At 70.3% G+C, this 25416-nt stretch carries 26 protein-coding genes; 8 read left to right on the forward strand and 18 right to left on the reverse strand.

The genetic code is table 11. The features are described from left to right. Positions 1-30: 30 nt before the first annotated feature. The 9 genes from alaS to PKE78_RS08225 all read right to left on the reverse strand — a co-directional run bounded on the left by alaS (position 31) and on the right by PKE78_RS08225 (position 10051). Positions 31-2682: an alanine--tRNA ligase gene (alaS, locus tag PKE78_RS08185; protein ID WP_271200382.1), complete on the reverse strand. Its 2652-nt coding sequence runs from the start codon at positions 2680-2682 to the stop codon at positions 31-33. A gap of 177 nt (positions 2683-2859) precedes the next feature. After that, positions 2860-3939, reverse strand: a complete 1080-nt coding sequence (gene recA, locus PKE78_RS08190; protein WP_271200383.1) for a recombinase RecA — start codon at positions 3937-3939, stop codon at positions 2860-2862. Between the two features lie 147 nt (positions 3940-4086). Further along, the gene (gene cckA, locus PKE78_RS08195) at positions 4087-6609 is read right to left on the reverse strand and encodes a cell cycle histidine kinase CckA (protein WP_271200384.1); all 2523 of its coding nucleotides are present in this window, start codon (positions 6607-6609) and stop codon (positions 4087-4089) included. A gap of 145 nt (positions 6610-6754) precedes the next feature. Next, positions 6755-7816: a flagellar biosynthesis protein FlhB gene (gene flhB, locus PKE78_RS08200; RefSeq protein ID WP_271200385.1), complete on the reverse strand. Its 1062-nt coding sequence runs from the start codon at positions 7814-7816 to the stop codon at positions 6755-6757. Positions 7817-7826: 10 nt separating this feature from the next. Then, positions 7827-8588 (reverse strand): flagellar biosynthetic protein FliR, encoded by a 762-nt coding sequence (gene fliR, locus PKE78_RS08205; RefSeq protein ID WP_271200386.1) that lies wholly within the window; start codon positions 8586-8588, stop codon positions 7827-7829. Between the two features lie 22 nt (positions 8589-8610). Continuing rightward, a complete protein-coding gene (gene fliQ, locus PKE78_RS08210) occupies positions 8611-8877 on the reverse strand; it encodes a flagellar biosynthesis protein FliQ (RefSeq protein WP_271200387.1) in 267 nt (88 codons plus the stop codon). Between the two features lie 11 nt (positions 8878-8888). Continuing rightward, complete coding sequence (gene fliE / locus PKE78_RS08215) at positions 8889-9203, reverse strand: flagellar hook-basal body complex protein FliE (RefSeq protein WP_271200388.1); 315 nt, start codon at positions 9201-9203, stop codon at positions 8889-8891. 32 nt (positions 9204-9235) lie between these two features. Next, the gene (flgC, locus tag PKE78_RS08220) at positions 9236-9646 is read right to left on the reverse strand and encodes a flagellar basal body rod protein FlgC (protein WP_271200389.1); all 411 of its coding nucleotides are present in this window, start codon (positions 9644-9646) and stop codon (positions 9236-9238) included. 21 nt (positions 9647-9667) lie between these two features. Further along, a complete protein-coding gene (locus tag PKE78_RS08225; RefSeq protein ID WP_428981246.1) occupies positions 9668-10051 on the reverse strand; it encodes a flagellar basal body protein in 384 nt (127 codons plus the stop codon). A 279-nt stretch (positions 10052-10330) separates the two neighbouring features. Here PKE78_RS08225 and PKE78_RS08230 point away from each other — a divergent pair, with 279 nt between their 5' ends. Both PKE78_RS08230 and fliP read left to right on the forward strand, forming a co-directional pair. After that, on the forward strand, positions 10331-11449 hold the full coding sequence (locus PKE78_RS08230; RefSeq protein ID WP_271200390.1) for a flagellar biosynthetic protein FliO: 1119 nt from the start codon (positions 10331-10333) through the stop codon (positions 11447-11449). Positions 11450-11501: 52 nt separating this feature from the next. Beyond that, positions 11502-12242 carry a flagellar type III secretion system pore protein FliP gene (gene fliP, locus PKE78_RS08235; protein ID WP_428981258.1) on the forward strand — a complete coding sequence of 247 codons (741 nt, stop codon included), beginning with the start codon at positions 11502-11504 and terminating at the stop codon, positions 12240-12242. Between the two features lie 238 nt (positions 12243-12480). On the opposite strand, the gene PKE78_RS08240 is transcribed toward fliP, so the two are convergent. The 3 genes from PKE78_RS08240 to PKE78_RS08250 all read right to left on the reverse strand — a co-directional run bounded on the left by PKE78_RS08240 (position 12481) and on the right by PKE78_RS08250 (position 14343). Beyond that, positions 12481-12711 (reverse strand): hypothetical protein, encoded by a 231-nt coding sequence (locus PKE78_RS08240; RefSeq protein WP_271200391.1) that lies wholly within the window; start codon positions 12709-12711, stop codon positions 12481-12483. 150 nt (positions 12712-12861) lie between these two features. Further along, complete coding sequence (locus PKE78_RS08245) at positions 12862-13641, reverse strand: Bax inhibitor-1/YccA family protein (protein WP_271200392.1); 780 nt, start codon at positions 13639-13641, stop codon at positions 12862-12864. 144 nt (positions 13642-13785) lie between these two features. Next, on the reverse strand, positions 13786-14343 hold the full coding sequence (locus PKE78_RS08250) for a L,D-transpeptidase family protein (RefSeq protein ID WP_271200393.1): 558 nt from the start codon (positions 14341-14343) through the stop codon (positions 13786-13788). A gap of 147 nt (positions 14344-14490) precedes the next feature. Between PKE78_RS08250 and PKE78_RS08255 the strand changes: the two genes are divergently transcribed. Continuing rightward, positions 14491-15177, forward strand: a complete 687-nt coding sequence (locus tag PKE78_RS08255) for a response regulator transcription factor (protein WP_271200394.1) — start codon at positions 14491-14493, stop codon at positions 15175-15177. Between the two features lie 31 nt (positions 15178-15208). Further along, on the forward strand, positions 15209-15652 hold the full coding sequence (locus tag PKE78_RS08260; RefSeq protein WP_271200395.1) for a cyclic nucleotide-binding domain-containing protein: 444 nt from the start codon (positions 15209-15211) through the stop codon (positions 15650-15652). 13 nt (positions 15653-15665) lie between these two features. On the opposite strand, the gene PKE78_RS08265 is transcribed toward PKE78_RS08260, so the two are convergent. Beyond that, positions 15666-17366, reverse strand: coding sequence for a bifunctional diguanylate cyclase/phosphodiesterase (locus tag PKE78_RS08265; RefSeq protein ID WP_271200396.1), 1701 nt, complete (start codon positions 17364-17366; stop codon positions 15666-15668). A gap of 183 nt (positions 17367-17549) precedes the next feature. Between PKE78_RS08265 and PKE78_RS08270 the strand changes: the two genes are divergently transcribed. Then, positions 17550-17915, forward strand: a complete 366-nt coding sequence (locus PKE78_RS08270; RefSeq protein WP_271200397.1) for a hypothetical protein — start codon at positions 17550-17552, stop codon at positions 17913-17915. Between the two features lie 103 nt (positions 17916-18018). On the opposite strand, the gene rpmF is transcribed toward PKE78_RS08270, so the two are convergent. Together rpmF and mtgA are read right to left on the reverse strand one after the other, a co-directional pair. Beyond that, positions 18019-18201: a 50S ribosomal protein L32 gene (rpmF, locus tag PKE78_RS08275; protein ID WP_271200398.1), complete on the reverse strand. Its 183-nt coding sequence runs from the start codon at positions 18199-18201 to the stop codon at positions 18019-18021. A 148-nt stretch (positions 18202-18349) separates the two neighbouring features. Beyond that, a complete protein-coding gene (mtgA, locus tag PKE78_RS08280; protein WP_309299096.1) occupies positions 18350-19036 on the reverse strand; it encodes a monofunctional biosynthetic peptidoglycan transglycosylase in 687 nt (228 codons plus the stop codon). Between the two features lie 164 nt (positions 19037-19200). Here mtgA and PKE78_RS08285 point away from each other — a divergent pair, with 164 nt between their 5' ends. Next, on the forward strand, positions 19201-20130 hold the full coding sequence (locus tag PKE78_RS08285; protein WP_271200399.1) for a polyprenyl synthetase family protein: 930 nt from the start codon (positions 19201-19203) through the stop codon (positions 20128-20130). 6 nt (positions 20131-20136) lie between these two features. On the opposite strand, the gene phaR is transcribed toward PKE78_RS08285, so the two are convergent. Further along, entirely contained in the window at positions 20137-20724 is a 588-nt protein-coding gene (phaR, locus tag PKE78_RS08290) for a polyhydroxyalkanoate synthesis repressor PhaR (RefSeq protein ID WP_271200400.1), read from the reverse strand. Positions 20725-21048: 324 nt separating this feature from the next. On the opposite strand from phaR, the gene PKE78_RS08295 reads away from it, so the two are divergent. Together PKE78_RS08295 and phbB are read left to right on the forward strand one after the other, a co-directional pair. Then, positions 21049-22230, forward strand: coding sequence for an acetyl-CoA C-acetyltransferase (locus PKE78_RS08295; protein WP_271200401.1), 1182 nt, complete (start codon positions 21049-21051; stop codon positions 22228-22230). A 97-nt stretch (positions 22231-22327) separates the two neighbouring features. Continuing rightward, complete coding sequence (gene phbB, locus PKE78_RS08300; RefSeq protein WP_271200402.1) at positions 22328-23050, forward strand: acetoacetyl-CoA reductase; 723 nt, start codon at positions 22328-22330, stop codon at positions 23048-23050. A 146-nt stretch (positions 23051-23196) separates the two neighbouring features. Here the strand turns inward: phbB and PKE78_RS08305 are convergent, their stop codons facing one another. Together PKE78_RS08305 and phaZ are read right to left on the reverse strand one after the other, a co-directional pair. Then, positions 23197-23610: an EF-hand domain-containing protein gene (locus PKE78_RS08305; RefSeq protein ID WP_271200403.1), complete on the reverse strand. Its 414-nt coding sequence runs from the start codon at positions 23608-23610 to the stop codon at positions 23197-23199. 164 nt (positions 23611-23774) lie between these two features. Next, positions 23775-25358 (reverse strand): polyhydroxyalkanoate depolymerase, encoded by a 1584-nt coding sequence (gene phaZ / locus PKE78_RS08310; protein WP_271200404.1) that lies wholly within the window; start codon positions 25356-25358, stop codon positions 23775-23777. Positions 25359-25416 lie beyond the last annotated feature (58 nt).

Below are 25416 nucleotides of genomic sequence, written 5' to 3' on the forward strand. Positions count from 1 at the left end.
GCGCGCCCCGTCAGGACGCGCGAGCAACACTCAAGCCGCGGCGAGACGGGCCGCGACCGCGTCCAGCGCGTCGTTCGCCTTGTCGCCGTCCGGTCCGCCGGCCTGGGCCATGTCGGGACGGCCGCCGCCGCCCGAGCCGCCGAGCGCGGCGGAGGCCGCGCGCACGAGCTCGACCGCGTTGAAGCGCTGCGTCAGGTCCGGGGTCACGCCGACCACGACGCCGGCCTTACCCTCGGAGGTGACGCCGACGATCGCGGCGACGCCGGAGCCGATCGACTTCTTGGCCTCGTCGACCAGACCCTTGAGGTCCTTCATCTCGATGCCCTCAACCGCCCGCGCGAACAGCTTGATCCCGCCGACGTCGCGCACCGCGTCGACGGCGCCCGCGCCCCCGCCGCCCATGGCGAGCTTCTTGCGGGCCTCCACCAGCTCGCGCTCGATCTTCTTCCGCTCCTCGACCAGCGCTTCGACGCGCGCGACCAGATCGGCCTCGGGCGTCTTCAACAGCGCCGCGAGATCGGCCACGCGCGCGTTCTGGCTCTCGAGATGGAGCCGCGCCGCCTCGCCGGTCAGCGCCTCAAGCCGCCGCACGCCGGCCGCGACCCCGCTTTCGCCCACGATGGTGATCGGACCGATCTCTCCGGTCGCCCCCACATGGGTGCCGCCACACAGCTCGATCGAATAGGGCTTGCCGTCGCCGGCCCGCCCCATCGCGACAACCCGCACCTCGTCGCCGTACTTCTCGCCGAAGAGCGCGCGGGCGCCGGAGGCGCGCGCCTCGTCAATGCCCATCACCCGCGTCGCGACGGGATCGTTCTGAAGCACGATGCCGTTCGCGATCGCCTCGATCCGCTCGAGTTCGGCGTCCGCGATCGGCTTGGTGTGGCTGAAGTCGAAGCGCAGCCGGTCGGGCGCGACCAGCGAGCCCTTCTGCGCCACATGGTCTCCGAGCGTCAGACGCAGCGCCTCATGCAGCAGATGTGTCGCCGAATGGTTGCCGCGCACGAGCCGGCGGCGCCCGTGATCGACCGTGAAGGTGAGGCCGTCGCCGACCGAGACCTTGCCCTTCCTGACCTCGACCGCGTGCACGAACAGGTCGCCGAGCTTCTTCTGCGCGTCGGAAACGACAACCTCGACGCCCGGCGCCGCAAGCGTTCCCGTGTCTCCGACCTGACCGCCGCTCTCGGCGTAGAACGGCGTCTGGTTCGCGATCAGGAAGCCGCTTTGGCCCGCCTCAAGCGCCGCGACCTCGGCCCCGTCGCGCACCAGGGCGACGACCGAGCCGTCCGCGCTTTCGGCGCCATAGCCGAGGAATTCGGTCGGGCCGACCCGGTCGCGGATCGGGAACCACACCGCCTCGGTCGCGGCTTCTCCGGACCCGGACCACGCGGCGCGCGCCTCGGCCTTCTGGCGCGCCATGGCGGCGTTGAAGCCTTCGACGTCGACCGAAACGCCGCGCGCGCGCAGGGCGTCCTGCGTCAGGTCGAGCGGGAAACCGTAGGTGTCGTGGAGCTTGAACGCGGTCTCGCCGGAGAGGCTGTCGCCTGAGGCCAGATCCGACGCCGCCTCCTCGAGCAGGCCGAGCCCGCGCGCCAGCGTCGAGCGGAAGCGCTTCTCCTCGAGCTCCAGCGTCTCGGTGATCAGCGCCTCGCCCCGGACGAGCTCGGGATAGGCCGCGCCCATCTCCCGGGTCAGCGCCGGCACCAGCCGCCACATCAGCGGATCGGCGGCGCCGAGCAGCTGCGCGTGCCGCATCGCCCGGCGCATGATGCGCCGGAGCACATAGCCGCGCCCCTCGTTCGAAGGCAGCACGCCTTCCGCCACCAGGAAGCTCGCGGCGCGCAGATGATCGGCGATGACGCGGTGGCTCGCGCGCGCGTCGCCCTCGGCCGGCACGCCGGTCGCCTCGACGGAGGCCGCGATCAGGGCGCGGAACAGGTCGGTGTCGTAGTTCGAGGGCACGCCCTGCAGGATCGCCGAGATGCGCTCGAGCCCCATGCCGGTGTCGATGGACGGCCGGGGCAGCGGGCGGCGCTCGCCCGGCTCGACCTGGTCGTACTGCATGAACACCAGGTTCCAGAACTCGAGGAACCGGTCGCCGTCCTCGTCCGGGCTGCCGGGAGGACCGCCAGCCAGCTTGTCGCCCTGGTCGAAGAAGATCTCGGAGCAGGGCCCGCAGGGCCCGGTGTCGCCGGCCGCCCAGAAATTGTCCGAGCTCGCGATCCGGATGATGCGGTCGTCGGAGAAGCCGGCGATCTTCTTCCAAAGCGCGTGGGCCTCGTCGTCGTCGATGTAGACGGTGACGAGCAGGCGGTCCTTCGGCAGATCGAAATGCTTGGTGACGAGATTCCAGGCGAGCTCGATCGCGCGCTCCTTGAAATAGTCGCCGAACGAGAAATTCCCGAGCATCTCGAAGAAAGTGTGATGCCGGGCGGTGTAGCCGACATTGTCGAGATCGTTGTGCTTGCCGCCGGCGCGCAGGCACTTCTGCGCGGTGGTCGCGGTCGAATAGTCGCGGCGCTCGAGCCCGGTGAAGAGGTTCTTGAACTGCACCATGCCGGCGCTGGTGAACATCAGCGTCGGATCGTTGCGCGGGACCAGCGGGCCCGAGGCGACGGCCGCATGCCCTTCCTTCTGGAAGTAGTCGAGGAAGGTCTTCCGGATCTCGTTGACGCCGCTCATGGACTTGATCGAACCGCTCTCAGGACGGGGAGGTCGTCGGCCGCGGAACGGCCGGCGCCTCGTCCGGCGCGGAGGTCAAGCCGCACGCCGAACGAGGCGCGCCGCACCATAGGGGGCGCGGCCCGCGACTGTCCAGAAAACCAAGCGCCGCGCCTTGAAGCCCTGAGGGCCGGCCCGTCAGTCGGCGTCGACGTCCGGATCGTTCGGATCGACGCGGTCGAGGATCTTCTCGGCGAGAACGCCGGCGCTCTGCCGGACCGCCGCCTCGATCCGGGCCGCGACGTCGGGTTGGTCCTTCAGGAAGGTCTTGGCGTTCTCACGCCCCTGCCCGAGCCGCTGGCTGTCGAAGGAGTACCAGGCGCCCGACTTCTCCACGATACCGGCCTTCACGCCGAGATCGATGAGCTCGCCGGTCTTCGAGACGCCCTCGCCATACATGATGTCGAACTCGACCTGCTTGAACGGCGGCGCGACCTTGTTCTTCACCACCTTGACGCGGGTCTGGTTGCCGATTGTCTCGTCCCGCTCCTTGATCGCGCCGATGCGGCGGATGTCGAGGCGCACCGAGGCGTAGAACTTGAGCGCGTTGCCGCCCGTGGTGGTCTCCGGGCTGCCGTACATCACGCCGATCTTCATCCGGATCTGGTTGATGAAGATCACCATGGTCTTGGACTTGGAGATCGAGCCGGTGAGCTTACGCAGCGCCTGGCTCATCAGCCGCGCCTGCAGCCCCGGCTGGACCTCGCCCATCTCGCCCTCGAGCTCGGCGCGCGGGGTCAGCGCCGCGACCGAGTCGATCACCAGCACGTCGACCGCGCCGGAGCGCACCAGCGTGTCGGCGATCTCGAGCGCCTGCTCGCCGGTGTCGGGCTGGGAGATCAGAAGATCCTGCAGGTTCACGCCGAGCTTGCGGGCGTAGACCGGGTCGAGCGCGTGCTCGGCGTCGACGAAGGCGCAGATGCCGCCCTTCTTCTGCGCCTCGGCGACGGTGTGCAGCGCGAGCGTGGTCTTGCCCGAGCTCTCCGGCCCGAAGATCTCGATGATGCGGCCGCGCGGCAGGCCGCCGACCCCGAGCGCGATGTCGAGGCCGAGCGAGCCGGTCGAGACCGTCTCGATGTCGAGCGTGGTCTGGCCGCCGCCGAGGCGCATGATCGAGCCCTTGCCGAAGGCGCGGTCAATCTGCGCGAGCGCGGCGTCCAGCGCCTTGGTCTTGTCCATGGAGCTTCCTTCGACGAGGCGGAGATTGGCTTGCGACATCGCGTCGGCTCCTTATGGCACGGCGGGCGAAAAACCTTCAACGCATGGAGATGTACCCACTTTGTTCCAGGAACACAAGAGGAACATAGCCATCGCGCGAAACAGCGATGGAGGCGTCAGCCGCAAGGAAAGCAAGGGATCGCGGCGTCAGCCGCCGATGGTCTGCTTCACCGCCTGCAGCAGCTGCTTCAGCGTGAACGGCTTCGGCAGGAAGGCGAACGATTCGCCCTCGGGCAGGTTCTTCTTGAAGGCGTCCTCGGCGTAGCCCGACACGAAAATGATCTTGAGGTCGGGCTGCTTCTTGCGCAGCTCGCGCAGCAGCGACGGGCCGTCCATCTCGGGCATCACCACGTCGGAGACGACGAGCTCGACCTCGGCCGCGTGCGTCTCCATCTGCTCCAGCGCCTCGACGCCGGAGCGCGCCTCCAGCACGGTGTAGCCGCGGGAGGCGAGCGCCCGGGCGCCGAAGGCGCGCACGGCGTCTTCGTCCTCGACCAGCAGCACGGTTCCGCGTCCGGTCATGTCCTGCGGCGCCGCGGCGGCCGCGATGGGCTTCGCCTCCTCCGCCTCAACCGGCACGTGGCGCGGCAGGAAGATGCGGAAGATCGCGCCTTCGCCCGGCTCCGACAGCGCGAACACATAGCCGTCGGTCTGCTTGACGATGCCGTAGACGGTGGAGAGCCCGAGGCCCGTGCCCTTGCCGACCTCCTTGGTCGAGAAGAACGGCTCGAAGATCTTGTCGATGATCTCCGGCGGAATGCCCTCGCCGGTGTCCTCGACGTCGACCATCACGTAGTCCGCCGCCGGAAGCCCGCGATAGCCGAAGGTCGGCGCCTCGGCCGCGGTCACGTTGCGGGTGCGCACCGTCACCGTGCCGCCGTCGGCCATGGCGTCGCGCGCGTTGACCACGAGGTTGATGATCACCTGCTCGAACTGGTTGAGGTCGGCCTTCACCAGCCACAGGTCGCGGCCATGGACGAGCTCGAGCTTGACCTTCTCGCCGAGCAGGCGGGAGAGCAGCATCCGCAATTCGGCCAGCACGTCGCCGAGCCCGATCACCTGCGGCCGCAGCGTCTGGCGGCGCGAGAAGGCCAGCAGCTGCCGCACCAGGCTCGCGGCCCGGTTGGCGTTCTGCTTGATCTGCATGATGTCCTGGAAGGACGGGTCGGTCGGCCGATGGTTCGCCAGCAGCAGGTCGGAATAGCCGATGATGGCGGTCAGCACGTTGTTGAAGTCGTGCGCCACGCCGCCGGCGAGCTGGCCGACCGCCTGCATCTTCTGGCTCTGGGCGAACTGGGCCTCCAGCGCGCGCTGGTCGGTGGTGTCGAGCGCGTAGACCACGGCGGCCTCGCCGTCACCGTCGGCGTCGTCGACGCGGGTCACGAACAGGCGGACGGAGCGGCCGCCCTCGCCCGGCAGCGCCGCGTCCACCGGGGCGACGTCGCCCGCGCCGCCGGCGGCCGCCTCGATCGCGGCGGCGAGCGCGGCCTGGTCGCGATCGCTCGCGAGCGCCGACATGATCGAGCGCTCGCCGGCGTCGCCCTTCAGCCGCTCGCCGATCAGCCTCGCGAACGGCGCGTTGGTCCGCAGGATGCGCCCGCGGATGTCCACGGTCGCGATCGCGAGCGGGGTGTTGTTGAAGAAGCGGGCGAAGCGCACCTCCGCCGCCCGCAGCGGCTCGGAGACGTCGGCGCCCGGCCCGCGGTCGAGCACCAGCGTGCGAGAGGCGCCGGGCGTGCCGTCATGGGCCCAAGCGACGGCGTGCAGCAGCCGGGCCGGCAGCGAGCGCCCGCCGCGCGTCTTCAGGTCGACGTCGATGATCTCGGTCGCGACCGCGCCCGGCTTCGGCGCGAGCGCGCCGACGAGCGCGGCGCCGTCGCCGGCGAGGATCTCGCGCAGCGACAGCGCGCCGCCGCCGACCCGCGTCAGATCCTGGTCGAGCCAGCCGGCGAGCGTGGCGTTCATGTAGACGATCGCGCCGTCGCCCTCGGCCGCGAAGAAGCCCGCCGGCGCATGGTCGAGGAAATCGACCGCGTGCTGCAGCTCCTGGAACACGTTTTCATGCCGCTCGCGCTCGCGGGTCACGTCGGCGACCGTCCACACCGTCTCCACGGCGCCGTCGCGGGTGATCGGCCGCACGCCGATGCGGAACCACGCGCCGCGCCCGTCCGGCAGCGTCACGCGGGCCTCCTCGAAGGCGCGCTTGCCGGCGCGCGCCGCCTGCGACAGCCGGTAGATCGCCTCGGCGACGTCGGCGTTGCCCGCGAAGGCGCGCTCCACCGTGCGCACCGCGCCGGGGCCCTCCGCCCGCGTCAGGTCGAGATAGGCGTCGTTGGCGAACACGATGCGCCCGCCTGCGTCGGTGACGAGCACGCCCTCTTCCGCGGTCGCGGCGATCGCGCGGGCGAGATCGTCGCGCGAGCCGCGGCTCGCGAACTGGATCAGACCGACCGCGCCGGCGAACAGCGCGAACACGCCGACGACCGACAGCGCCGCGAGCAGCGCGAGAATCCAAGGCTGCGCGCTCTCGCCCTTGAGGAACGACACCGCGATCGCGGCGCCCACCAGCGCGCCGGCCAGCAGCACCACGAGCCCGATCGAGCCCGAGCGCCCGCTGCGGTCGATCGGCGGCTCGGCGGACATCGGCCCTCCTTCGGCGACGCTGCTCATGGGAGATCTCGTCTCAATCGCGTTCCGGACCGGCGCCACGCCGACGATTCGTTCGGTCGACGACCCCGCGGCGACCATGCGGCCCCTGCGGCGCCGTTGCAAGAAGGCGTAGGCGCCGTGGGTCGTGGCGCGTCCTGGCGCTCCCTCACCGCCGCTTCCTGCGCATCACGAAGCCGATGACCTCGGCGACGGCCTTGTAGTGCTCGGCCGGAATTTCGCGATCGATCTCGATCGCGGCGTGGAGCGCGCGGGCGAGCGGCGGGTTCTCCACCACCTCGACGCCCGCCTCCTCGGCGATCTTGCGGATGCGGAGCGCGAGCGCGTCGACGCCCTTCGCCACGCAAAGCGGCGCGTTCATGCCCGGCTCGTACTTCAGCGCGACCGCGTAGTGCGTCGGGTTCGCGATCACGACCGTCGCTTTGGGCACCTGCGCCATCATGCGCTTGCGCGAACGTTCGCTGCGGAGCTGGCGGATCCGGGCCTTGATGTGCGGATCGCCCTCCTGCTGCTTGTGCTCCTCCTTGATCTCCTGGATCGACATCTTCAGCCGTTCGTTCCAGCGGCGGCGCTGCCAGATGTAGTCGGCGAGCGCGATCACCGCGAAGACGGCGACCGCCGACACCAGCACGTCGAGCGACAGCGTCTTCAGCGCGCCCAGCATCAGCGCTGGATCGGCGTCGACCAGCGCCGAGACCCGCTGGCGCTCGGGCCAGATCACCATCCAGATCACGACGCCGACGATCGCAAGCTTCAGCAGGCCCTTGAGGAAGTTGACGAGGCTTTCGACCGAGAACAGGCGCTTGAAGCCCGACAGAGGCGAGATCTTCGAAAGCTTCGGCGTGATCGATTCGGTCGAGAACACGAAGCGGTGCTGCACGAGATTGCCGCCGATCGCCGCCGCCATCAGGCAGAGCACCGGCAGGGCGAGCGCGGCGGCGACCGAAAGGCCGACGCCGCCGGCCATGGCGGTGAGGGAGACGCCGTCGGTCCGAAAGCTGTGCGCGTCCGACAGGAACCGCGTCAGCGTCGCGTTGAGGCTGGAGATGGCGCCGTCGCCGAACACCGAGAGCGCGAGCGTCGCGGCGGCGAGGCTGAACCAGGTGCTGACCTCCTGGCTCTTGGCGACGTCGCCGCGCTTGACCGCGTCGTCGAGCTTCTTCTGCGTCGGTTGTTCGGTCTTTTCGCCGCCTTCGTCCTCCCCCGCCACGCCGGTCTCCTCAGCCGCCGGACAGGGCGCGCAGCGTCGCGCCCATGTCGCCGAGGAAGACGCTCATGATCAGCCCGATGACGAGCAGGAGCAGGACGAAGCCGCCCGCGATCGACAGCGGCGTCGCGATGAAGAACACCTGGAGCTGCGGCATCAGCCGCGACAGCACGCCGAGCCCGAGGTTGAACACCAGACCGAAGACCAGGAACGGCGCCGAAAGCTGCACGCCGATGCGGAAGGCGTCGGCGACGCCTTTGAGCGCGAGCTGCGCGGCGTCGCCGGTCGGCGGGATGACTCCGGGGCGAAAGGCATCGTAGCTGCCGGCGATGGCGCCGATCGCCAAGTGATGCAGGTCGGTCGCGAAGATCAGCGCGACGCCGGTCAGGGTCAGGAAGGTGCCGATCAGTGCGCCCTGCTGCCCTTGCGTCGGATCGACGGTGGTGACGAAGCCGAGGCCGAGCTGGTTCGCGATCACGAAGCCCGCGACCGACAGCGAGGACATCACCAGCCGCGCGACGATCCCGAGCACGAGGCCTACGGCGATCTCCGCGGCGAGCAGGCCGAGCAGGCCGACCGGATCATTGGGGTCGATCGCGTACATCGGCCGGGCGAACGGCCAGAACACGAAGGTCAGCAGCAGCGCGATCGTCAGCCGGAAGCGGGCCGAGACGTTCTCCTCGCCAAGCGCCGGCATCAGCATCACCAGCGCGCCGACGCGCGCGAAGATCAGCGCGAAGGCGGCGACGTCGGCGGGGAGGAGATCGATCGTCATCGCGGCCCTTCGGCGGCGCCCGTCAGCCGCCCGAGGCGATCCGCCCCGCCATGCGCGCCATGTGGCCTGCGAGCGCGTCGCCCATGAAGGGTAGCGCGAGAATCATCGCCGCGAACAGGGCGAGGATCTTCGGCACGAACACGAGCGTCATTTCCTGGATCTGGGTCAGGGCCTGGATCAGCGAGACCGCGACGCCGACGATCAGCGTCACCGCCATCAGCGGGCCGCCGACCAGCAGGATGGTCCAGAGCCCGTCGCGGGCGACGTCGAGCACTTCCGCGGCGTTCATGGGGGCGGCCCTCAGATCGGCATGCGCATGACGTCCTCGTAGGCCGCGATCACCTTGTCGCGGACGCTGACGAGGGTCTCGAGCGCGAGCTCGCTCTCGGCGACGGCGGTGACGACGCTGACGACGTCGCCCTTGCCGGAGACGGCCGCGAGCGCGCTCTGCTCGCTCGCCTTGCCCTGCTCGACGACGCCCGCGAGCGCCTGCTGCAGCATGTCTCCGAAGCCGCCCTCGCCGGCCGCCGCCGGCCCGGCGCGGCCGGAGCCCTGGCCGGACGCGATCCCGGCGAGATTGGCGTAGGCGCTGGCGGCCGCGGCGGGAGAGGTCATGGATCAGGCTCCGGGGTGGGGCGAGGCGGGGATCAGGCGCGCAGGATGTCGAGGGTGCGGGCGATCATGCGCCGCGCCGAGCCGACCATGTTGAGGTTGGCTTCGTAGCTGCGCTGGGCTTCGCGCATGTCCATCTGCTCGATCAGCGGGTCGACGTTCGGCAGCCGGACGTTGCCGGAGGCGTCGGCCATCGGGTTGCCGGGCTCGTGGCGGACGCGGAAGTCCGAACGGTCGCGCTCCACGCGCCCCAGCGCGACCACGCGGGCGTCGAGCTCGCGGTCGAATTCCGAGGTCATGGTCGGCACCTTGCGGCGATAGGGATCGCCGCCGGGGGCCGCGGCCGCCGAATCGGCGTTGGCGAGGTTTTCGGCGATGACGCGCATGCGGCCGGCCTGGGCCTTCAGGCCGGAGGCGGCGACGCCGATCGCGCGGGCGAGATCCATGAGCGAGCTCCTCGTCGTCCGTCAGCGCTTGCCGATGGCGATGCGCAGCAGGCCGAGGCTCTTGCCGTAGAGCGTGGCGGCCATCTGGTGGTCCATCTGGTTCTGGGCGGCCTTGGTCATCTGCTCCTCAAGCACCACGGCGTTGCCGTCGGGCGTGCGCTCGAACGAGCCACGCTCCTCGGCGCGGCCGCTCGCGGACGCCGAGGCGAGCGTCAGATGCCCGCGGTTCGTCAGCGCGACGCCGATGCCGCTCTCCTGCGCCGGAAGCGGCGCAAGGTCCTGCGCCCGGAAGCCGGGGGTGCTGGCGTTGGCGACGTTCTCGGCCAGCACGCCCTGCCGCGCCGAATGCCACTGCATCTTGTTCTTCAGCGCGGCCAGCAGCGGAGGTTCGATCGACCCGGTCACCGATGATCTCCCGCTTCGGGTCCAATGGAGCGGAGGCCTTACGCCGCCGCGAGGGCTGAAGGGCGGTTCGCGAATTGCGCGCGCCGCCCGGCAAAATCTGCCGCGCCCATGGTTAATGGACTGTTAAAGACGTTAACTTTCCGTTCACCTTGATCGTGACTTTGTCTATGACGGTTGCGGCCGCGTCGGTCTTGGTGCTCCGGGCGGCCGTCGGCGAGCGACGCCGTGCGGGTCCTCACGGCGCCCGGACCGCGCTTCTGAGATCGAGGGAAAGACCGCGTGCTGAACCAGATTTTCGGCGTCGAGATTCCGGCCCCCGTCGGCTTCATCCTGCTTCTGGTCGCGTTGATCGCCGTGGTGCTGCTGTGCGCCTGGCTGATCCGCAGCTTCGGCGGCAAGCGTCTCGGAGGCTCGGCCGCGACCGGCCGCTCGCGGCAGCCGCGGCTCGGCGTGCTCGACGTGCTTGCCATCGACGGGCGCCGCCGCCTGGTGATCGTGCGCCGCGACAACGTCGAGCATCTGGTGCTGCTCGGTGGCCCGAACGACGTCGTGGTCGAGAGCGGCATCCTGCGCACCCCCGCCGGCTCCGGCCAGCGGGAGCCGATCGCCTTCCCGGCCGAGACGCGGTCTGCGCCGCCGCAGCCGGCGCCCGCCGCCGCACCCGTCCGCGCGCCTCAGCCCCAGCCGGAGCGCGCCCCTGCGGCGCCCCGCGCGCCCGAACCTCCCCGCGCGGCGCAGCCCGCCCCGACGCCGGCGAAGGCCTCCGAGGCCCCGCCCGTCGCTCCGCCCACGCGCGAAACCCCGAAGCCGCAGGCCCCGGCCGCGCCGACCGTGGCACCTGTGGTTCGCCCGGGCGCTGCCGCCGCTCCCGCAGCGCCGCGCCAGGCTCCTCCGGTCGACGCTCCGACGCCCGCTCCGGCGCAGCCGGCGGCCCCGAAGCCCCAGCCCGCCGCCGCCGCTCCCGTCGCCTCCGCGATCCCCGCCCCTGCCGTGCAGCCCGCCGCCGCCGCGCCGCGGTCGAGCGAGATCGCCGACCGGCTCGCCGCTGCGCTCAAGCGCCCGGTGACGCCGGTCAACGACGCGCCGAAGACGGCGCCGGCCGCGCCCAAGGTCGAGGCGCCCAAGGTCGACGCGCCGAAGAGCGACGAGCCCAGGCCGGCCGCAGCCGCTGCGCCCGCTCCGAGGCCGGCCGCTCCTGCCGCCGTAGCCGCCGCTCCGGCGCTTGCAGGCCCCGCTCCGGCGCCGGCCGCCCCGAAGCCCCCCGCCCCCGCCGTGAAGCCGGAGCAGCGCGCGGCGCCGGCGCCCGCGCCGAAGACCGACGACGAGGATCCCCTCGCCTCGCTCGAAGCCGAGATGGCGAGCCTCCTCGGCCGGGACCTGAGCAAGCCGCAGCCGTGACGACGCCCCGAACCACGGCACCGGCGCTCCGCCGCGCGGAGCCGTGACGGGAATCGCGAACCGCGCCACGGCCGCGGTCGCCTTCGGGTTCGCGCTGGCGCTCGTCGCCGCGCCGGGAGCGGCGCTCGCCCAGTCGGTCACGCTCGATCTCGGACAGGGCGGCGGCGTCAGCGAGCGGGCGCTTCAGCTCGTCGCGCTGATCACGGTGCTGAGCCTCGCGCCGTCGATCCTGATCATGGTGACGTGCTTCACCCGCATCGTGGTGGTGCTGTCGCTGCTGCGCACGGCGATCGGCACCCAGACCGCCCCACCGAACACCGTCGTCACGGCGCTGGCGCTGTTCCTCACCGCCTTCGTGATGGCCCCGACCTTCCAGGCGGCCTACGACCAGGCGATCGCGCCGCGCCTCGCCGGCCAGATCGACGACGCCACCGCCTTCCAGCGCGGCGTCGCGCCGTTCCGCACCTTCATGCTGGCGCATGTGCGCGAGAAGGACCTGGCGCTGTTCCAGGAGCTGTCGCGCGAGCCGACTCCGGAAGGGCCGGAGGCGGTGTCGCTCCGGGTGCTGGTTCCGGCCTTCATGATCTCCGAGCTCCGGCGCGCCTTCGAGATCGGCTTCTTGCTGTTCGTGCCGTTCCTCGTCATTGACCTCGTGGTGGCCTCGGTGCTGATGTCGATGGGCATGATGATGCTGCCGCCGGCGATCGTGTCGCTGCCGTTCAAGCTCATCTTCTTCGTGCTGGTGGACGGCTGGAACCTGATCGCGGGCAGTCTGGTGCAGAGCTACGGCTAACGCCACGCCCTGTCAGTTGAAGCGCGGCGTCATGGTCCGGCTTGAACGGACCATCCATGCCCGGCGTAAAGCTCGGCGCCCACGGTGGGTCCTCCGGTCAAGCCGCAGGACGACGAGCGGATACGGCGGCGCTCCATCGGCGGCCGCGATGCGGCCCGGTTTCGCCACACGCCGTTGAACGACGCTCCCCACGCCCGCGCAAAAAGGCAGCCCGCTTGGCGCCGGGAACCCCAGACGCTCAGTCGTCGGCGATCCAGCCCCGGCGGCGGGCGTGGCGGATCTCGTCGCGCGGGGTGACGGAGCCGATCCTGCGGTCGGGCACGGCGACCGGCCGGGAGCCCGCCAGCGCGTCGTAGTCCTCATAGGTGTCAACGGCGAGCATCGCGGCGTAGAACGGCGCTCGCGGGTCGTCCCGCTCGGCGTGCTCCCGCAGAAGCGCCTCCTTCACGCGGATGAAGCGGCCGCTCAACGGACCCTGGCCTCCCGACATCTGGCTCCCTTCTACCCTCGGCCCCGGCGCGCACGCGAAGAATCCCGCCGAACGCAAAGAGCCCCGGCGTCGCCGCCGGGGCCCCTCGCAACCTCCGGCCTCAGGAAAGACCGGAAACCGTCGAACCGATCACTCGCGGTTGCCGAACAGCGACAGCAGCATCGTGAACAGGTTGATGAAGTTCAGGTAGAGCGACAGCGCGCCCATGATCGCCGACCGGCTGAGCGTGTCGCCGTCATAGCCGCCGTAGTAGCTTTCCTTGATGCGCTGGGTGTCATAGGCGGTGAGGCCCGAGAACACCAGCACGCCGACGACCGACACCACGAACTGCACCATGGTCGAGCCGATGAAGATGTTCACGAGGCTCGCGATCACGATGCCGAACAGACCCATGATCAGGAAGGTGCCCATGCCCGACAGGTCGCGCTTGGTCGTGTAGCCCCAGAGGCTGAGCGCGCCGAAGGCGGCCGCCGTGATGAAGAACACGCGCGCGATCGAGGCGCCGGTGTAGACGAGGAAGATCGACGACAGCGACAGGCCCATCAGGCCCGCGAAGACGTAGAACGCGATCTGGCCCGCCGCCGGCGACATCTTGTGGAGACGCGCCGACAGGAAGAACACCATGCCGAGCGGGGCGAGCATGACGACCCACTTCAGCGGGCTCGCGAACAGCGCGTAGCCGAACTGGGTGAGCTGCATGCCGCGCGCCGTAGCGACCGCCGAGGCGGGGTCGCTGGTGACGGAGAGCATGAACGCGCCGATCGCGGCGAAGCCCGTGATGGCGAGGCCGAGCGACATGTAGTTGTAGACGCTCAGCATGTAGGAGCGCAGACCCTGGTCGACGACGGCCGACGTGGTCGCGCCTCCGACAGCCGTGCGGCCCCAAGCGTTGCGTTGGAAGTCGGACATAGTCTGAGTTCCTCAATGATCCTTCAGAACCGCCGCACACCGGCGATCTCTTGGGCGATGATATGGTGAGGGCCGGCGCGCGCACAAGTTCGCGAGCCCCCGGTCGTGCTGACATCTTCGTCAGGTCGACGCCGCGGGCGCCGGTCAGTGCTGGCGGCGGCGCGGCCTCGGCGGCGCGCCGACGCGCAGGACCGTGCCCGGCCCCATGAGCGCGATCAGCCGGCGGAGCTTGCCGGGCGCGACCGCGACGCAGCCCGCGGTCGGCGTGAAGCCGGGCCGAGCGGCGTGCAGGAAGATCGCGCTGCCGCGGCCCTGGCGCGCCGGGCGGTCGTTCCAGCCGAGCTCGACCACAAGGTCGTAGAGGCCGTCGTCGCGCCACATCCGCTCGTGGGACGCGGCGAACGGCGTCCGCACGAGGCGGTTGTAGAGCCTGTGCCCAACGGCGTCGCACCAGCCGTCGTCCGGGCGGATGGCGCGGGTCGGGGCGGCCGTCGACGGCCGCCGTCCCCGGTCCGGCCGCCAGAACACCCGCCGCACGGCGAGATCGCCGCGCGGCGTCGCGCCGTCGCCCTCGCGCTTGTCGACCACGACGCCGGCCGGTCCCAGCGCGCAGGGCAGGACGAACGCCCCGGCGGCGAGTCGCCCCCGCGCCCGCGCCCCGGGCAGCGGCCGGACGGCGATGATTCTAAGCGGATGTCGCATGGCGGGATCGGGTCGTGGCGGTCAGAATGGCGTGAGGCGTGGCGTGATCATGCCCGGCGGCGGCCCGTTCACCTTGCCGAGCGCGGGGTACGTGCTCTAGTTCACGCGGCAGTAACGCGGCGGAACTGCATCGGAGATGACCCCTGAATGGCCACCAAGCGCAAGATACTCGTAGTCGATGACGACGCCGATCTCCGCGGCGAGCTCACCGAACAGCTTAACCTGCACGACGAGTTCGAAGCGGATTCGGCCGAAACGGCCAGCATTGGTCTGGCCAAGGCGCGCGCGGACCATCTCGACCTCGTGCTGATGGACGTCGGCCTGCCGGACATCGACGGTCGCGAGGCGGTGAAGATGATGCGCCGCGACGGCTTCCGCGGGCCGGTCATCATGCTCACGGGGCAGGATTCCGACGCCGACCAGATTCTCGGCCTCGAGGCCGGCGCCAACGACTATGTGGCAAAGCCGGTGCGCTTCGCGGTGCTGCTCGCCCGCATCCGCGCCCAGCTCCGCAGCCACGAGGCGAGCGAGGACGCGGTGTTCGCGGTCGGGCCCTACACGTTCAAGCCCGGCGCCAAGATGCTGGTGACAGACAAGAACGGCCGCATCCGCCTGACCGAGAAGGAAACCGCGATCCTGCGCTACCTCTACCGCGCTGGCCCCGCCGTGGTCGGGCGCGAAACGCTTCTTCAGGAAGTCTGGGGGTACAATTCGGGCGTGACGACTCACACGCTCGAAACGCACGTTTATCGGCTAAGACAGAAGATCGAGGCCGATCCGTCGAATGCGCGTCTGCTCGTCACGGAGGCCGGGGGCTACAAGCTCGTTCCCTGAGACGAGCTGACGACGCGCGTGCGGGGTTCGATTGGCGCTTGAGGACGACATCCGGACGCTCGGCCGCACGCCTTTGCTCGACGAGCTCGGTCGCGAGGCGCTGAGGCTCATCGCGTTTTCCGCCGACCGGATCGACCTCGCCGACGGCGCCGTGCTGTTCAGCGAGGGCGATGACGCCCCGGGCGCGTTCGTCGTGGTGTCCGGGTTCGTCCGGCTGACGCGGTCGAACGGCGCCAGCCGGCGCGTCGGCGAAGGCGCTCTGATCGGCGAACTCGCCCTGCTGTGCGAGACCCGCCGGCCCGCGACGGCTGCGGCCGAGGGGCCGGCCACGGTCTACCGGATAGCGCGCACGCTGTTCGCTCGGCTGTTCGACGAATATCCGGAGCTGGCGCGCAAGCTGCGCGCCAGGATCGCGGCGCGGGTGACGACCAACGCCGAGGACCTCAAGGCGATCGAGGCGGCGCTCCGGCGCTGAGGCCTCAGCCGCGTCACGCCCGCTGCGGCGCGGCGTCCGACCGCAGCGACGGCGCGGCGAGCAGCGAGCCCTGCAGATAGGTCGCGCCCCAGGCGGTCAGCATCTCGGCGACGGCCTCCGTCTCGACCTGCTCCGCCACCGTCTCGAACCCGAGTTCGCGCGACAGCGCCAGCAGAGCCCGGACGAAGGCGCCGCTGTCGGCCGAACGGCCGAGATCGCGGACGAACGACCCGTCGATCTTCACCAGGTCGATCGCGAGCTCCTTCAGCGCCTTGAACGAGGTGTGGCCGGTGCCGAAGTCGTCGATCGCGACCTTCACGCCGAGCGCCCGGAGCTCGGCGACGAAGCGCGACGTGGCGACGAGGTCGGCGATCGCCGCGGTCTCGGTGATCTCCACCATCATCCGCTCGGCGAGATCGGGGCGCAGCGTGAACCACGAGGTCAGCGCGTCCATCCAGCTTTCATCGTTGGTGGTCGACGCCGAGATGTTGACCGCAAGCCGGATGTCAGGGTCGGCCGCGAGCTTGCGGATCGCGAGGTCCAGCACGCGGTGGTCCAGCATGTGGACGATGCCGACCTCCTCCGCCGCCTCCACGAGCGGGCCGCCCGAGATGATGTCGCCGCCGTCGGTGCGCACGCGCACCAGCGCCTCGCTCCAGACCGCCTCGCGCGTGTCGGCGCGGAACACCGGCTGGAACGCGAGCGCCACGCGATGGGCGTTGAGCGCCGCCACCAGTTCGTCGGCGAGCCGCACATGGGCGCGGCGCGCGGCCTCCCGCTCGGGATCGGGCGCGTAGATGCTGAAGCCGGAGGGAGCGGCGCTCGCCCGGTTGAGCGCGGTGCGGGCGCGCGACACGAGCTCGGCCGTGTCGCGGGCGTGGCGGGGCGCGACCACGGCGCCGACCGCGACCCGCACCGAAACCGGGCCGAACTCCGTCGCCATCGGCTCCTCGTTGACGGCGGCGAGCAGGCGGCGGCCGGCGACCTGAAGGTCGGCGGCGTCGCACTCCTGCAGCACCACGCCGAAGGTCGAGGTCGAGAACCGGCCAAGCGAATCGCCGCCGCGCATGGCGCCGCGAAGCCGCCGCGCGACCTCGACCACGGCGCGGTCCCCGATGTCGAAGCCGTAGGCGTCGTTGATGGCGCCGAGATTGACGAGCGCGGCGAGCGCGAAGGACGAGGAGGTCTGCATCCGCGCGCCGGCCGCAAGCGCGCTCGCGGCGATCTCGATCAGCCGCGCTCGCGCGAGCTGCCCGGTGAGCGGGTCGAACCGCGACATGGCGGCGACCTCGGCCGGTCGCTCCTGATGGTCGCCGAGACGCCGCACCACGCCGACGACGCGTTGCGGACGGCCGTCGGCCCCGGCGTACCAGCGCCCGCGATCCTGGAGCCAGAGCCGCTGCGCCCGCCCGCCGCGCAGGAGCGGGTACTCGATCTCGAACGGAACGCCGGCGCCGTCGTCGGCCTGCGAGGCGCCGAACACCGCCGAGCGGCGGGTGGTCAGCGCCTCGGGGTCCAGCAGGGTTTCGAAACGGGCCGCCTCGTCGATACGGACCGAAGGCGGCAACTGGAGCAGATGTCGCGCATTGGCCGTCCACTCCAGGCGGTCGGACGCGACGTCCCAGTCATAGGCGGCCTCACCGACGGCCGACAGCGTGTCCTCGAGGGACAGCGGCCGGGCGTCTCGGGTCGCGGCCGTTTCGACATTCGGCATTCGATCGACCCATGACTCGCGTGGACGAAGAATCGCTGCCCTGGACTCTAACGAAACTTCCTCTAGCTTTCCTGCAGGTGATCGCGGCGCAAGCCAAATGGTTTATGTTCGGTTAACAGATCTGCGGTCAGGCGAGGAATTCAAACCTCACTCAAAGTATGACAGACGTCCGGTGGTGAATTGATGCTGATGATCAGCGGCCCATCTGGTGTGACCCGGCCCGCCCGCGTGGAGCGGCCCCGCAAGGCCGCCGACGCCGCGGACCACGGCGTCGAGCCCGTCTCGCCATCGGAGGACGCGCCGGCGACCCCGAAATACGGCCGACGCGCGACCGACGCGCCGACGCCGGAGGCCCGCCCGACGGCCTCCCCCGAGCCCGCCGCCCCCCGCTCCTACGCGCCGCTCGTCGCGCAGCTGATCGCGGGCAAGCTCGGCGTTCCGCAGACCCGCCAGCGTCGCCGCGGACCCGTCGCGGACGCCATCACCGCCTATCGCCGGACCCGCCGCGCCGTCGCGCGCGCGCCGCACGGGTTCGAAACCAAGGCCTGACGGCGCTTCGCCAAAGCGCACGCAAAAAAGCCGGCCCTCGGCAGGGCCGGCTTTTTTGTCGATGGCGCGAAGTCCTGAACGGAGCCGCCTGCAGGCGGCCGGGTCAGGCCTCCTTCGGCGTCAGGATCTGACGGCCGCGGTACATGCCGGTCTTCAGGTCGACATGATGCGGGCGGCGGAGCTCGCCGGAGTCCTTGTCCTCGACATAGGTCGGGGACTTGAGCGCGTCGGCCGAACGGCGGAAGCCGCGCTTCATCGGGGAGGTCTTTCGCTTCGGAACGGCCATAGTCAAAAACTCCGTCGGATCGGGCCGCAGCGCTCACGCGCGCGCAAAGGTCGTTGGGCGGGGCGCTTTCGCCTCGCCGTCAAGCGCGGGCTTATAACGGCATCGCGACGCGAACGCCAGAGCCAATCCCGCGACGCCCGCTCGCAGGCTATCGCGCCAGACAGCCGGTAAGCGCGGCGGCCGCTCGCGCCCGCCGCACGATGACCGCCGCGTGCGACGACGCCTGACGGTTCGGGCGCCGCGCGTCGCGGACGATCGGGTTCGGCAGCGCCGCGGCCATCACGGAGGCTTCCCGCGCCGTCAGCGCGCGCGCGCTCTTGCGGAAGGCCCGCCGCGCGCCGGCCTCGGCGCCGAACACCCCGTCCGGCCCCCACTCCGCGATGTTCAGATAGACCTCCATGATCCGGCGCTTGCTCCAGACCAGCTCGATGCCCTGGGCCAGCACGATCTCCAGCGGCTTGCGGAGGTACGGCGCGCCCTGCCAGAGGAACAGGTTCTTCGCGACCTGCATGGTGATGGTCGAGGCGCCGCGCCGCGGGCCGTTGTCCCCGCCCTCGCCGAGCACGAGCCGCACGGCCGCCCAGTCGACGCCGCCGTGCTGGCAGAAACGGGCGTCTTCGGAGACCACGACGGCCCGCGGCAGCGTCGCCGCGATCTGGTCGAGCGGCATCCAGACGCGTTCGACCGGCCTCAGCGTCAGCCAGCGCGCGACCATCAGCGTGGAGACCGGCGGAACGACCGCGTAGACGAGCGTCAGTACGAGCGGCGCCGCCGCGAGCAGCGTCAGGGCGATCGCGACGAACCGCAGCCATGGCGTCCTGCGGCCCAGCCTCAACGGCCCCCCGCTCGATATCGACGCCATCGGCACCCGTCGCCTCGTGAGAGCCGCAATGTAGCAGAGCGGAACCGCCGCGCCACCGGCCGACCATCGTGATGACGCCGACTTGACGAGGCCGCGCCCTTGAGGCACGGCCGGGCTCCGCACACGAGGTCTCCCCCATGGCCCACTCCGCCGTCGAGCGCCGGCTGTCCACGATCGCAGCGTCCGTCGAGGCCGCGCTCGACGGCGTCCTGAGCCTCGAGGCCGGCGCGGGCGAAACCGCCCGCCCCGCCCGGCTGGTGGAGGCCATGCGCTACGCCATGCTCGGCGGCGGCAAGCGGTTGCGGCCGGCCCTTGTGGTGCTCACGGCCGAGATGCTTCGCGCCGACACGGCCGGAGCGCTGCGGGCCGGGCTCGCGGTCGAATGCGTCCACGGCTACAGCCTTATCCACGACGACCTGCCGGCGATGGACGACGACGCCCTGCGGCGCGGGCGCCCGACGTTGCACCGCGCCTTCGACGAGGCCACCGCCATTCTCGCGGGCGACGCGCTGCTGACGCTCGCCTTCGACCTGCTTGCGGCCCCGGCGACCCATCCGGACGCGCAGGTCCGCATCGGCCTGGTCTCGGAGCTGGCGCGCGCGGCGGGCGTCGGCGGCATGGTCGGCGGGCAGATGCTCGATCTCGCCGCCGAGGGGCGCTTCTCGGGTGCGCCCGCCGAACCGCAGGACGAAGCCGCGGTGCTGCGCCTGCAGGCGATGAAGACGGGCGCCCTGATCGCGGCGCCGATCGTGATGGGGGCGGCGCTCGGCGGCGCGACGCCGGAGCAGCGCGTGGCGCTGGCCGCCTACGGCCGCGCGCTGGGGGCGGCGTTCCAGGTCGCGGACGACCTGCTCGACGTAGAGGGCGAGGCGGCGACCGTGGGCAAGGCCACGGGCAAGGACGCCGCCGCCGGCAAGGCCACGCTGGTGGCCGCGCTCGGCGTCGACGGCGCGCGGCGGCGCCTCGCGGACCTCACCGCGCAGGCTGGCGACGCGCTGTCGCCGTTCGGCGCGGACGCGGAGGGTTTGCGCGACCTCGCGCGCTTCGTGGCCGAGCGCCGCGCCTGACCGGGCCTAGCTGTTCGAACCCGCGACCTTGTCGAGCCGGGCGCGCATCTCCGCCATCTCGCGACGAAGCTCGTCGAGATCGAGGCTCGGCTTCTCCTCGCGCGCAGGCGTCGCCTGCTCCGGCGTGGAGGTCGCCTCCGTCTGTCCGGGGAAGGCGGTGAACATGCGGAACGCGCGCTCCATGATGGCGACGTTGGTCCGCATCTGCTCCTCGACCGCGGACTGGAAGGTCGCGCCGCCGAACGTCCCAAGGCTCGCGCGCATCTTGTCCTGGTCGCGCGTCAGAGCGCCCATCGACAGCTCCAGATACTTCGGCACGATGCTCTGGATGCTGTCGCCGTAGAACCGGATCAACTGCCGCAGGAACGTGATGGGCAAGAGATTCTGGCCCTTGTTCTCCTGCTCGAAGATGATCTGCGTCAGCACCTGATGGGTGATGTCGTCGCCGGACTTGGCGTCGACGACGTGGAAATCCTCGCCCTTTTTCACCATCGCGGCGAGGTCTTCGAGCGTGACGTAGGTGCTCGTGCCGGTGTTGTACAAACGGCGATTGGCGTACTTCTTGATCGTAATCGGATCGGTCGTGCTCGGCATATCGCCCTGATCTCCGCGCGTCTGGCGGCCTTTTTCTTCGGCTTCTTCGGCGTTCCTCCCGCGGCGCGGCACGCTCAAGCCGGCCGAGGCCCTTGGACGATAAGGCGATAATGAGGCGTCGGCTAGATTTTTGTGCAGTGCGGAGCCTTCAAGCCCGCTCTATGCTCCGAAAGGCTTAGTCGTCCAACGCCGCCGCTAGTCCATTCGGCGATTCGCGAGGCGAATCGACCTAGGTCGTCTTGACGTCGCGAACGGCGGCTACCGATAACCAGCACTCTTTCGGCCGTGCAGCGCGGTCGGCATCGAACGTGCGGAGGACTGAACATGGCCGAGACCGACGTCGTGATCGTGGGCGCAGCCCGCACCGCGGTCGGCGCCTTCAACGGCGCGCTGAGCTCGCTCCCCGCCCATGAACTCGGGAAGATCGCCATCAAGGCGGCGCTGGAGCGCGCCGGCGTGGAGCCGGGGGAGGTCTCCGAGACAATCCTCGGGCAGGTGCTGACCGCCGCGCAGGGGCAGAACCCGGCCCGGCAGGCGTCGATCGCGGCCGGCATCCCGATCGAGGCGGCGGCCTGGGGCATCAATCAGGTGTGCGGCTCGGGCCTGCGCGCCGTGGCGCTCGCCGCCCAGGCGGTCGCGCAGGGCGACAGCGCCTTCGTCGTCGCCGGCGGCCAGGAGAGCATGAGCCAGTCCGCCCACGCCGCGCACATGCGCTCGGGCACGAAGATGGGCGACGTCAAGTTCATCGACACGATGATCAAGGACGGCCTGTGGGACGCCTTCAACGGCTACCACATGGGCACAACCGCCGAGAACGTCGCGCAGAAGTGGCAGATCACCCGCGAGCAGCAGGACGAGTTCGCGGTTGCCTCGCAGAACAAGGCCGAGGCGGCGCAGAAGGCCGGCCGGTTCAAGGACGAGATCGCCCCGGTGACGATCTCGTCGAAGAAGGGCGACGTCGTCGTCGACCAGGACGAGTACATCCGCCACGGCGCGACCCTCGACAGCGTCGCCAAGCTGCGCCCGGCCTTCTCGAAGGACGGCTCGGTGACCGCCGGCAACGCCTCGGGCATCAACGACGGCGCCGCCGCGCTGGTGGTGACCTCGGCGTCGGCCGCGGCGGCGAAGGGCCTGAAGCCGCTCGCCCGCATCGTGAGCTGGGCGCAGGCCGGCGTCGACCCGTCGGTGATGGGCTCCGGCCCGATCCCGGCCTCGCGCAAGGCGCTCGAGAAGGCCGGCTGGTCCATCGACGACCTCGACCTGATCGAGGCCAACGAGGCCTTCGCCGCGCAGGCCTGCGCGGTGAACAAGGATCTCGGCTGGGACGTCTCGAAGGTCAACGTCAACGGCGGCGCGATCGCGATCGGCCATCCGATCGGCGCGTCGGGCGCCCGCGTGCTGGTCACGCTGCTGCACGAGATGATCAAGCGCGACGCCAAGAAAGGCCTCGCCACGCTCTGCATCGGCGGCGGCATGGGCATCGCCCTGACGGTCGCCCGCGACTGAAGACGCCCTCGCGATAGCCGGCCGCCACGGCGGCCGGCCGGTTCCTTCACGGGCGGGGACAACGCCCGAACCCATTGTGATTCCTGGGAGGCATGACATGGCACGGACGGCGCTCGTCACCGGCGGCACGCGCGGCATCGGCGAGGCGATTTCCATCGCCCTCAAAAAGGCCGGCTACAACGTGGCCGCCACCTACGCGGGCAACGACGAGAAGGCGAACGCCTTCAAGGCGGAGCACGGCATCGCCGTGTTCAAGTGGGACGTCGCCGATCCGGACGCCTGCGCGGCCGGCGTGGCCCAGGTCGAGGCCGAGGTCGGCCCGATCGACGTGCTGGTGAACAACGCCGGCATCACCCGCGACTCGATGTTCCACAAGTCCACGTTCCAGCAGTGGCGCGAGGTTATCAGCACCAACCTCGACTCGATGTTCACGATGACGCGGCCCGTGATCGAGGGCATGCGCGAGCGCGGCTTCGGGCGCATCATCAACATCACCTCCATCAACGGCCAGAAGGGCCAGATGGGCCAGGCCAACTACTCCGCCGCCAAGGCCGGCGTGATCGGCTTCACCAAGGCGCTGGCGCAGGAAAACGCCAAGAAGGGCGTGACCGTGAACGCCATCGCCCCCGGCTACATCGCGACCGAAATGGTGATGGCGGTGCCGGAGAAGGTGCGGGACTCGATCATCGCCACGATCCCGGTCGGCCGCCTCGGCGAGAGCGACGAGATCGCGGAGGCCGTGGTCTATCTCGCCGGCGAGAAGGCCGGCTTCGTGACCGGCTCCACGCTGACCATCAACGGCGGCCAGTACATCGCCTGACGCCCGCCGGCCCTTTGGGGGCCGGACAAACGAAACGGCCGGGTCTCCCCGGCCGTTTTTTGTCCGCAGCGCCATGACGCGCGGCGCGGCGGCGGTGGACCGATCCCTGGATCCGCGGACAGCGAAGCCCGACCGGCCGGAACCGCTTACTTGACGATCATCACGACCACGCCGCGGCCGGCCTTGGAGTCGAGCTCGGCCGCCGTGAGCTTGCCGTCCTTGTTCTTGTCGGCGGCGTTGAAGCGCTTGCGGGCGATCGACAGCCACTCGTCCATCTCGAGCGTGTCGTCGCCGTCCTTGTTGGCGCGCTTCCAGTCGGCCGCGGACAGCCGGCCCTCGGTCTCGTCCGGCTCGAGGGTCGAGTCGCCGTCCGGATTGATCTCCGCGTAGAGCTTGCTCGCGAGGTGGATGACCTCGGCGATCTCGAGCGTGTCGTCGCCGTCCTTGTTGTAGGTCTTGAGGACCTCGGCGCCCGTGACGGTCTTGGTCTGGGCGTAGGCGGGCGCGGCGACGAACATCAGAGCGGCTGCGCCCATGACGAGGCGGCTGGCGGTCTTCATCTTGGCTCTCCAAATAATAATAAGATCAACGGCTCAGCACATCGACGTCCGTTGATGCACCACGCTGCTCTAGCTGGCGCGGCAAAATAAGAAAACAATAAAAAATGGGACTCATCCCCTTCGCGCCTTCCGGACGACGGCGAAGGGGACCAAATCGGCTGGCGTCAGTCCGACCGCGCGAGATCCGACGCCTGTTCGACCCACTTGTCGCGCGCGATGCGTCCAGGCGGCGTCATCTTCGCGTCGAGAGCCTCGCGCTCCGGGCCGTCGAGCCGGGCGATCTGCCAGAAATGGAAGATGCCCTCCTCGTTCAGCAGCTTCTGCAGCTTGGGGCCCACGCCGGCGATCTTGGTGAGGTCGTCGGCCGGACCCTTGGGCTCATCCAGCCGCGCCGGCTCCGCGGTCTTCGCCGCCTTGGCGGGGCGGGCGAGGCCCGGCTCGTTCGACAGGATAAAGTCGTGAATGCGCGGCGCGATCTCGGAGCGGAAGCGCGAGCCGTTGAACACGCCGTAATGGCCGACGCGCTCCTGGAGATAGTGCACGCGCTTGTCGTCGCTGAGATTGGAGCAGAGCTTGTGCGCGGCCTTCGTCTGCCCGACGCCCGAAATGTCGTCGCGCTCGCCCTCGACCGTCATCAGCGCGCAGCGCGTGATCTTCGAGCAGTCGACCGGCTTGCCGCGATGGGTCATCTCGCCCTTCGGCAAGGCGTGGCGGATGAAGACCGTGTCGACCGTCTGCAGGTAGAACTCGGCGGTCAGGTCCATCACCGCGAGGTACTCGTCGTAGAACTCGCGGTGCTTCCCGGCGTTGTCGCCGTCGCCGTCGACGAGATGGTTGAAGAATTCGGTGTGCGCGGTGACGTGCCGGTCGAGGTTCATCGACACGAAGCCGGTGAGCTGCAGGAAGCCGGGATAGACCTGCCGCATCAAGCCCGGATTGGGCCAGGGCACGATGGTGATGACGTTGCGCCGGAACCAGTCGAGGCCGCGCTCGTGGGCGAGGTCGTTGACCGCCGTCGGATTCTCGCGGGTGTCGATCGGCCCGCCCATCAGCGTCATGGAGCGCGGCACGTAAGGATCGTTCTCCGCCTCCATCCGCGCGATCGCCGCGAGCACCGGCACCGCCGGCTGGCACACCGCCATGACGTGGCAGTCGCCCTTCAGGAAGCGGAAGATCGAGATCAGGTAGTCGATGTAGTCGTCGAGGTCGAAGGCGCCGTCCGACAGCGGCACCATGCGCGCGTCGGTCCAGTCGGTGATGTAGACCTCGTGGTCCGGCAGCATCGCCTCGACCGTGCCGCGCAGCAGGGTGGCGTAGTGCCCCGACATCGGCGCGACGATGACCAGGTTCGGCTGCTTGCGCGCGTTCGCTCTCCGATTGCGCTCGAAATGGACGAGGTCGCAGAACGGGCGGCTCCACACGCGCTTCTCGGTCACCTCGACGCGCTCGCCGCGCGCAAGCGTGGTCGGAAGGCCGAATTCAGGCTTGCCGTAGCGTCGGGTGGCGCGCTCGAACACCTCGCAGAGCGCGCTGACCTTGCGGCCCCAATCCGTATGCGCGATTGGGTTCGCGGGATTCTTGAAGTACAGCTTTCCGGCGTCGGCGAGGGCGCGGGCGGGACCAAGGGAGGACTGCGCCGCCTCATAAAGCCAGTAAAGCGGCAGGGAGGTCGCCGATCCGCCCCAGTCGGCGTAGACGGGCGCGCCGCCGAACTCTCCGATTCCGCTTTCCTTGGAGCTGCGTGGCATCGGTAAACCCTCGCCGATTGTGCGGCGCATCATAGCGTCGGAGCCTCAAGATTCCGCT

It is taken from the genome of Methylopila turkensis (assembly GCF_027922325.1).
In the GTDB taxonomy this organism is placed as follows: domain Bacteria; phylum Pseudomonadota; class Alphaproteobacteria; order Rhizobiales; family Methylopilaceae; genus Methylopila; species Methylopila turkensis.

Bases quoted from the DNA above. Each gene is read 5' to 3' on its own strand.
- PKE78_RS08245 (WP_271200392.1), bottom strand. From the start codon at position 13,641: ATGTCCGACTTCCAACGCAACGCTTGGGGCCGCACGGCTGTCGGAGGC.
- PKE78_RS08265 (WP_271200396.1), bottom strand. From the start codon at position 17,366: ATGCCGAATGTCGAAACGGCCGCGACCCGAGACGCCCGGCCGCTGTCC.
- PKE78_RS08285 (WP_271200399.1), top strand. From the start codon at position 19,201: ATGGCCCACTCCGCCGTCGAGCGCCGGCTGTCCACGATCGCAGCGTCC.
- PKE78_RS08305 (WP_271200403.1), bottom strand. From the start codon at position 23,610: ATGAAGACCGCCAGCCGCCTCGTCATGGGCGCAGCCGCTCTGATGTTC.
- fliE (WP_271200388.1), bottom strand. From the start codon at position 9,203: ATGACCTCTCCCGCCGCGGCCGCCAGCGCCTACGCCAATCTCGCCGGG.
- phbB (WP_271200402.1), top strand. From the start codon at position 22,328: ATGGCACGGACGGCGCTCGTCACCGGCGGCACGCGCGGCATCGGCGAG.
- alaS (WP_271200382.1), bottom strand. From the start codon at position 2,682: ATGAGCGGCGTCAACGAGATCCGGAAGACCTTCCTCGACTACTTCCAG.
- cckA (WP_271200384.1), bottom strand. From the start codon at position 6,609: ATGAGCAGCGTCGCCGAAGGAGGGCCGATGTCCGCCGAGCCGCCGATC.
- fliR (WP_271200386.1), bottom strand. From the start codon at position 8,588: ATGACGATCGATCTCCTCCCCGCCGACGTCGCCGCCTTCGCGCTGATC.
- PKE78_RS08270 (WP_271200397.1), top strand. From the start codon at position 17,550: ATGCTGATGATCAGCGGCCCATCTGGTGTGACCCGGCCCGCCCGCGTG.
- recA (WP_271200383.1), bottom strand. From the start codon at position 3,939: ATGTCGCAAGCCAATCTCCGCCTCGTCGAAGGAAGCTCCATGGACAAG.
- phaZ (WP_271200404.1), bottom strand. From the start codon at position 25,358: ATGCCACGCAGCTCCAAGGAAAGCGGAATCGGAGAGTTCGGCGGCGCG.
- PKE78_RS08250 (WP_271200393.1), bottom strand. From the start codon at position 14,343: ATGCGACATCCGCTTAGAATCATCGCCGTCCGGCCGCTGCCCGGGGCG.
- PKE78_RS08295 (WP_271200401.1), top strand. From the start codon at position 21,049: ATGGCCGAGACCGACGTCGTGATCGTGGGCGCAGCCCGCACCGCGGTC.
- PKE78_RS08255 (WP_271200394.1), top strand. From the start codon at position 14,491: ATGGCCACCAAGCGCAAGATACTCGTAGTCGATGACGACGCCGATCTC.
- rpmF (WP_271200398.1), bottom strand. From the start codon at position 18,201: ATGGCCGTTCCGAAGCGAAAGACCTCCCCGATGAAGCGCGGCTTCCGC.
- fliQ (WP_271200387.1), bottom strand. From the start codon at position 8,877: ATGAACGCCGCGGAAGTGCTCGACGTCGCCCGCGACGGGCTCTGGACC.
- phaR (WP_271200400.1), bottom strand. From the start codon at position 20,724: ATGCCGAGCACGACCGATCCGATTACGATCAAGAAGTACGCCAATCGC.
- flgC (WP_271200389.1), bottom strand. From the start codon at position 9,646: ATGGATCTCGCCCGCGCGATCGGCGTCGCCGCCTCCGGCCTGAAGGCC.